7 protein-coding genes are annotated in these 6,789 nt (G+C 44.1%); 1 reads left to right on the forward strand and 6 read right to left on the reverse strand.

The window, feature by feature from the left end; genetic code table 11:
• Positions 1 to 36: 36 nt before the first annotated feature.
• From CXF82_RS22125 to CXF82_RS22135, 3 genes are all read right to left on the reverse strand, one after another.
• On the reverse strand, positions 37 to 1,305 hold the full coding sequence (locus CXF82_RS22125) for a DUF819 family protein (RefSeq protein ID WP_102038826.1): 1,269 nt from the start codon (positions 1,303 to 1,305) through the stop codon (positions 37 to 39).
• 164 nt (positions 1,306 to 1,469) lie between these two features.
• Entirely contained in the window at positions 1,470 to 2,249 is a 780-nt protein-coding gene (locus CXF82_RS22130; protein ID WP_101090033.1) for a transglutaminase family protein, read from the reverse strand.
• 8 nt (positions 2,250 to 2,257) lie between these two features.
• Positions 2,258 to 2,653 (reverse strand): SirB2 family protein, encoded by a 396-nt coding sequence (locus CXF82_RS22135; protein WP_101089937.1) that lies wholly within the window; start codon positions 2,651 to 2,653, stop codon positions 2,258 to 2,260.
• A gap of 236 nt (positions 2,654 to 2,889) precedes the next feature.
• On the opposite strand from CXF82_RS22135, the gene CXF82_RS22140 reads away from it, so the two are divergent.
• Entirely contained in the window at positions 2,890 to 3,321 is a 432-nt protein-coding gene (locus CXF82_RS22140; protein WP_101089936.1) for a GNAT family N-acetyltransferase, read from the forward strand.
• Between the two features lie 51 nt (positions 3,322 to 3,372).
• On the opposite strand, the gene prmC is transcribed toward CXF82_RS22140, so the two are convergent.
• The 3 genes from prmC to hemA are packed head-to-tail and all read right to left on the reverse strand — an operon-like array spanning position 3,373 to position 6,611.
• Positions 3,373 to 4,215, reverse strand: coding sequence for a peptide chain release factor N(5)-glutamine methyltransferase (prmC, locus tag CXF82_RS22145; RefSeq protein WP_101089935.1), 843 nt, complete (start codon positions 4,213 to 4,215; stop codon positions 3,373 to 3,375).
• A gap of 46 nt (positions 4,216 to 4,261) precedes the next feature.
• Positions 4,262 to 5,347: a peptide chain release factor 1 gene (prfA, locus tag CXF82_RS22150; RefSeq protein WP_101089934.1), complete on the reverse strand. Its 1,086-nt coding sequence runs from the start codon at positions 5,345 to 5,347 to the stop codon at positions 4,262 to 4,264.
• 13 nt (positions 5,348 to 5,360) lie between these two features.
• Positions 5,361 to 6,611: a glutamyl-tRNA reductase gene (gene hemA, locus CXF82_RS22155; protein ID WP_101089933.1), complete on the reverse strand. Its 1,251-nt coding sequence runs from the start codon at positions 6,609 to 6,611 to the stop codon at positions 5,361 to 5,363.
• Positions 6,612 to 6,789: the final 178 nt, after the last annotated feature.

The following is a 6,789-nucleotide window of genomic DNA, read 5'->3' on the forward strand; positions in this document are numbered from 1 at the left end:
CTTGGCGTTATTCAAATTAAATTGTTACCGATAACACTAGGTTGCGACTATTTGCAGGATTTGACCACACATCCATGCCATATAAGTGCCTAAAGCATAGCCCAACACGGCCAGAAGCACACCAACAGGCGCAAGCGCTGGATGGAATGCCGCAGCAACCACTGGCGCAGACGCTGCGCCACCGACGTTAGCTTGACTGCCCACCGCCATATAAAACAGCGGCGCTTTAATTATTTTGGCGACAATGAGCATAAAGCTCGCATGCACTGTCATCCATATTATACCAATCGCAAAGTACCATAGGTTCTCGGCATCGAATAGCTTAGACACATCCATATGTAAGCCGATAGTCGCGACCAAGATATACAAGAATACCGTGGCGACTTTCGATGCACCAGCCGCTTCTAAGTGACGCACAGGGCTGAACGACATTGCCAAACCGATAGTCGTTACAGTGACGATTAACCAGAAGAACTTAGAGGTTAAGCTGTAATCACGTGTCCATGGGTAGTTAGCTTCGAAAAATGGCCCTAAGAAGTCGGCAAATAAATGGGCTAGGCCGGTGATACCAAAACCCACAGCTACAATCATCATTAAGTCATTTAGACTCGGAATGCGTGAGTTCTCGGCATGGTACTTTTCAACTTTGTCTTTCAATGCTTCTAAAGCCGTTGTATCAGCCCCTGTTTTAGCATCGATCTCTTTGGCTTTTGATGCCATAAACAACAATACAGCCATCCATATGTTGGCCACGATGACATCGACGGTCACCATGATAGAGAAGATATCGCCACCGGCTTCGTAAATTTCTTTCATTGCCGCCTGATTCGCGCCGCCGCCAATCCAACTTCCTGCAAGCGTAGTCATACCGCGCCATACAGCCTCAGGGCCTGTCACGCCTAGTACTTCAGGGTTGATGCTAGAGACGATAAGCAAGGCAATCGGACCGCCAATCACAATGCCGACGGTACCCGTCAAAAACATAATAATCGCTTTCGGACCCAGTGACATGATGGCTTTCAAGTCGACACTTAAAATAAGCAGTACTAAACAAGCCGGTAGCAAATAGCGCGAGGCGACAAAATACAGCTGCGAGGTACTACCATCGATAATATTAAAGGTATTGAGCAATGATGGTAAAAAATAACACATCAATAATGCGGGAATGAACTTATAAAACTTCTTCCAAAAAGGGTGACTGCTGTTGCTGGTATAAAAAACAAAACCCAACACAACGGCGAGTATGCCGAGCGCTGTTGCATCATTAGTGACTAATGCGCTGGTGACCGAAGCGGAACTACTCATTGACGCTATCTCCCTGATAATGGCGGTACTTTTATTTACAGTACTTTGCCTAGTTATTATTCTTGCTGTTCAATTTGTGGTTTCATTAATGGCGCATTAGTGCGCTCTAATACTAATGATAGCTTTACTAAAAAAGGGCCGTTAGGCCCTCCTTTTTTTTACACTTAATGGAACGTTTCAACGTCCTCTTTAAGTTCTTTCAATTGCATCTTCACCAGTTCAATAACGGGATCATGTGGACTGTTATCGACAAAATGCTTTAAGTCAGCCGTTGCAACGCTGATACACCCCAACTGCTGGGCAATAAAAGCCCGTTCACGATTGAGGTTAAGATCTTCAGCGTGCCATTGAAGCAGTAAATTACAGCACTCCATCGCAGGCTCAAATTTATGCGCAACAATACTGCCCGCTTTCATCTCATGGATCATGCGTGATACTAGACGCTTGACTGAAACTGGCTTTAAGTAACTAGGCTTTAACGCTGCCGCATTACCAAGCTCACCCCGCACCAATATATGCAACTGGTGCTTGCTAAACTCATTACCGGTTAAAGGGTCGATATAACGAATATCGTCATCAATCTGGCTAAGCAGTACGGTTTGTCCCGGTAAAAGTAACGGTTCAAGTTTCAGATCTAACTGCTTTGCGAGTAGCATTAACACTGTTGCCAGTGTGGTGCTATTACCTTGCTTTGACGTCATGCATTTACCGAGATCTGCCGCCTCAGCACTGTAATAATCTTCGCGAGGACAGAAACCCAAGTCATTATAAAACCAATTGAGTAGCCCAGCTAAACGTTCATGACGATCGACAACATAAAAGCTCAGCACTGAACCCGCAAGTTCAAGCCAAGCCCAGTTAGCATTCTTAGCTTTTGAAAAGCCAAGATGCTCAGCAACTTCAAAAGCCGTTTCGGGTAATTTAATTGAATCGTTAAGTTTCAAGTCAGTCTTCAACCTAACAACATTGCTTGCTTAAACACCGCGAGTTTAGCGGCATAAAACACCCAACCTAAAGCACCTAATGCAGCAAAGACTTTAAATAATTTATTACGATCGGCTTTAAGCGCGATGGTCGCAAGTGCTATGTAAGCAACGACAGCACCTAGTTTCTCGGTCATCCAAGTATCAACAAATGGATACTGCTTAATCGAGAAGCACAAAATCAATCCAGACAAAAGCAGGAAGGTATCGATAACATGAGGCGCTATCTTAATGAATTTTTTGTCCATTATCGGAGACTGACGTAGATGAAGAGAAAAACGTACAATAAAAAACAACACGCTTAACGCAACAAATGTCATGTGAGTATGCTTAAACACAGGGTACAAACTATAGAACGTTTCCATGATTTTAGGTCTTTTGGCCGACAAAGGCGCTAGTGTACCCGATCCCCTTAACCATAACCAATATCAGACAATAGTATCCTGATGAAGTGCGTGAATTTTAGCCATTAGTCATGTCGTTTTTTACAACTGCTTAGCTTAATCAGCAACGAGTATGCGTATTATTTACCACGGCCTCTATTTTTAACACTAAGTTCATATATTATACCGTCAATAAAAAAAGGTGGAGCAGCAAGCGAATGGGTCTATTTACCTCGGACGACAGCAACACATTTGCCCAAGTGGTAAAAGACAAAATTGCAGAGTTTAATTGGCAACACTGGGAAGTATCAGAAAGGTTGCCGCTAGGATTAAAGCTGCAGAGTGAAACAGGTGAACTTCTAGCGGGGTTTTCAGGAAGAACCTTTGGCAACTGGTTAATGATTGACAACTTATGGGTATCGGAGAGCTTACGAGGGCAACAAATCGGCCATAAACTGCTTGCTGAAGCAGAGAGTATTGCGCTATCGAGAGGCTGCAAATGTGCCATGCTCGATACGCTAAACTTTCAGGCCAAACCTTTTTATGAAACCAGAGGTTATGACGTTAAGTGGATACAACAGGCTTACCCAGAAACGGGCTGTAAATACTTCATGGTTAAAGCCTTATCGTCATCTTATTTAAGTGTATAGATACAAAAAAGGCACTTTAAAAGTGCCTTTACAATCAGTAATAATGACTCGCTATCTAGGCCAACGACCTAACGTACAGCGATCGTTACTGCCAAAGTCGCGCACTGTGGCCACATTTTCATAGCCTAGCTCAATCAACTTCTCTCTAAGCTCGATAGCTTGCTGATAACCATGTTCAAGTAACAAATAACCGCCTGGCGCTAAATAATCACGGGCGCAATCAGCAATATGAAACAGGTCGGCAAAGCCTTTTAACGGCGCAGTTAAGGCGCTTTTCGGCTCAAAACGTACATCGCCTTGAGAAAGATGTTCATCTTCTTCGTCAATATAGGGCGGGTTAGACACGATCAAGTTAAAATCATAGCACTCGACGGAATCAAACCAATCGCTTTGGAACACATCAACTTGTTCAAGCTTTAAGTTAATACGGTTTTCAATCGCCAGTGCTACCGCCTCGTCGACTTTATCAATAGCACACACCTTCCACTCGTTACGCTCATGCGCTAACGATAATGCGATTGCGCCCGTTCCCGTGCCTAAATCTAATACCCGCGCATTTGCAGCGAGGGGTAAGTTTAGTGCCGTTTCAACTAATATTTCAGTATCAGGTCTAGGGATCAAAGTGGTGGCATTGACTCTAAACGGCAGAGACCAAAACTCTCGTTCACCCACGATATGAGCGATCGGATTACCTCTAAGGCGCTTAGCAAGCATCTGCTTAAACTCAGAGACATGCGCTGAGCCCAAGCTTTTTTCTGGCCAAGTGTAGATGTAGCTACGCGGCTTATTGATGACATGAAGCAGCATGACTTCAGCATCAAGTGACGCTGAATCGGATATGGTTTCTAACTGAGAAGAGGCCCATTTAAGGGCCTCAGATATAGTCAATTGCAAGGAATGTCCTTATTCTAAGATTCAAGCTAACTCAATAGTTCTTGAGTTAGTTGTCACCCAAAGCTGCAAGCATATCGGCTTGATTTTCTAGGATTAGCGGTTCAAGAACCACATCCAAATCACCTTCCATAAACTCATTTAAGCGGTAAAGGGTTAGGTTGATTCGATGCTCACTAACTCGACCTTGAGGGAAGTTATAAGTACGAATACGCTCAGAGCGGTCACCACTACCCACTAAATTACGGCGAGTACTTTCTTCTGAGCTACGACGCTTTTCATCTTCTACAGCTTGAATACGGGCTGTAAGCACACTCATCGCTTGAGCACGGTTCTTATGCTGTGAACGCTGGTCCTGACACTCGACCACAATACCGGATGGGATGTGCGTAAGACGGATAGCCGAATCTGTTTTGTTGACGTGCTGTCCACCAGCGCCTGATGCTCTAAAAGTATCGACTTTCAGATCGCCCTTATTAATTTCAATTGCTTCTGATTCAGGAACTTCAGGCAAAACAACAACGGTACATGCTGAGGTGTGCACGCGGCCTTGAGATTCAGTTTCTGGTACACGTTGAACACGGTGTCCGCCAGACTCAAACTTCAATTGTCCGTATACACCTTCACCGCTGATTTTAGCGATAACCTCTTTAAAGCCACCATGATCGCCTTCGTTAGTGTTCATCACTTCTAACTGCCAGCGTTTACTTTCAACGTATTTGCTGTACATACGGAACAGATCACCAGCAAAAATTGCCGCTTCATCGCCACCCGCACCTGCACGGATCTCAATAAAGCAGTTGTTATCATCATTAGGATCTTTTGGTAGCAATAGGATTTGCAGTTCATCTTCAAGCGATGCTATTGCTGCTTTAGCAATTTTAAACTCTTCCTGAGCCATCTCTTTAAGTTCAGCATCATCCTCTTCCATCATCTCTTTAGCTGACTCAAGATCTTCCTCGGCCTGCTGAAAAGATTTAAAGGTACTGACAACATCCTCTAATTGAGAATATTCTTTAGACAAGGCGCGAAAACGCTCCTGATCGGCAATAACACCTGCATCGCTCAGTAGCGCCAACACTTCTTCATTACGTTCAAGCAAGCCTTCAAGCTTGCGAATCACACTGTCCTTCATTAAAACGCTAACCTTAGTCTTTATCTAATCCGAGCACGGTTCTTAATTGTCCAAGAGAATTGAGATCCCCTCGGCGACTCGCAGCAGTAAGCGCTTGGGTCGGGGCATGGATCAATTTATTGGTCAGCTTATTGGCAAGCTCTAGCAACACTTGTTCGCTATTACCACCTTGGGCCAATTTATTGACCGCTCGCTCTACCAGCTCATCTTTTATCGCCATACTCTGACTGCGATATTCACGGATACTGTCAACCGACTCTAATGAGCGGATCCACTCCATAAATTGATAAGATTGATCGTCTGCAATTAATTCTGCTTGCTCGGCAGCTTCTCTTCGAGAAGCCATATTCTGTTCAATGATGCTTTGCAGGTCATCTACGGTGTATAGGAACGCATCATCCAGATCCGCTACTTCGGCCTCAATATCTCGAGGAACTGCTATATCTACCAACAACATAGGCTGATGACGACGCTGCTTAAGCGCTTTTTCTACCATGCCTTTACCAATGATCGGTAATGGGCTAGCCGTAGAGGATATCACGATATCGGCCTTAGGGAGAAAATCAGGGATCTGTTCTAGCGTAATTGCTGTCGCGCCAAACTCATCACACATGGCTTCGGCACGTGAAAGAGTTCGGTTTGCAACGACCATGGTCTTTACACCATTGTCTTTTAAATGACGGGCAACCAACTCTATCGTCTCACCCGCGCCAACCAATAGTACTTGGGTGGTGCTTAAAGAGGAGAAGATATGCTTTGCCATGCTTACCGCAGCAAATGCAACGGATACCGCTGCGGCACCGATTTCTGTTTCAGTACGAATTTTCTTAGCAACAGAAAAAGTATTTTGAAATAAGCGGTCCATTGTGGACGCAACGGTGCCAGCTTCTTTTGCTTTAACAAAAGATTGTTTAACTTGCCCTAGGATTTGAGGTTCACCAAGGATCAGCGAGTCTAGTCCTGCAGAGACACGCATCAAATGTTTAACCGCTTCCTGATCTTTATATTGATACAGGCAGGGCTCTACATCTGCATGAGAAAGTTGATGATATTCTTCCAACCACCGCACAACATCGGCCTCTTCACCGTTATTACAGTAAAGTTCAGTCCGATTACAGGTGGAAATAATGACGGCTTCACCCGACTGAGTGTGCGACGCTAGACTCTTCATGGCCTCATGAATTTTGTCTGGCGAGAATGCAACTTTCTCACGAAGGTCGACCGTGGCCGTTTTATGATTTATTCCGATTGCTACAAGGCTCATTTGATTATTTCTGGACTCTTGGGCATCTTATTTATGGGTGCCATTCTACTGAATTAGATTTGTTAAAAACAGAATATGCTTAACAAAACCGAATAATAATATCTGTTCTTACCCATTTTTTCTATTAGCATCACTTTTTTAACTATTTTTACACAGAGATGACTCTCATTTACGCTGA

It is taken from the genome of Shewanella sp. GutDb-MelDb (genome assembly GCF_002836075.1).
Lineage (GTDB): Bacteria > Pseudomonadota > Gammaproteobacteria > Enterobacterales > Shewanellaceae > Shewanella.

Bases quoted from the DNA above. Each gene is read 5' to 3' on its own strand.
- CXF82_RS22125 (WP_102038826.1), bottom strand. From the start codon at position 1,305: ATGAGTAGTTCCGCTTCGGTCACCAGCGCATTAGTCACTAATGATGCA.
- CXF82_RS22135 (WP_101089937.1), bottom strand. From the start codon at position 2,653: ATGGAAACGTTCTATAGTTTGTACCCTGTGTTTAAGCATACTCACATG.
- CXF82_RS22140 (WP_101089936.1), top strand. From the start codon at position 2,890: ATGGGTCTATTTACCTCGGACGACAGCAACACATTTGCCCAAGTGGTA.
- prfA (WP_101089934.1), bottom strand. From the start codon at position 5,347: ATGAAGGACAGTGTGATTCGCAAGCTTGAAGGCTTGCTTGAACGTAAT.
- hemA (WP_101089933.1), bottom strand. From the start codon at position 6,611: ATGAGCCTTGTAGCAATCGGAATAAATCATAAAACGGCCACGGTCGAC.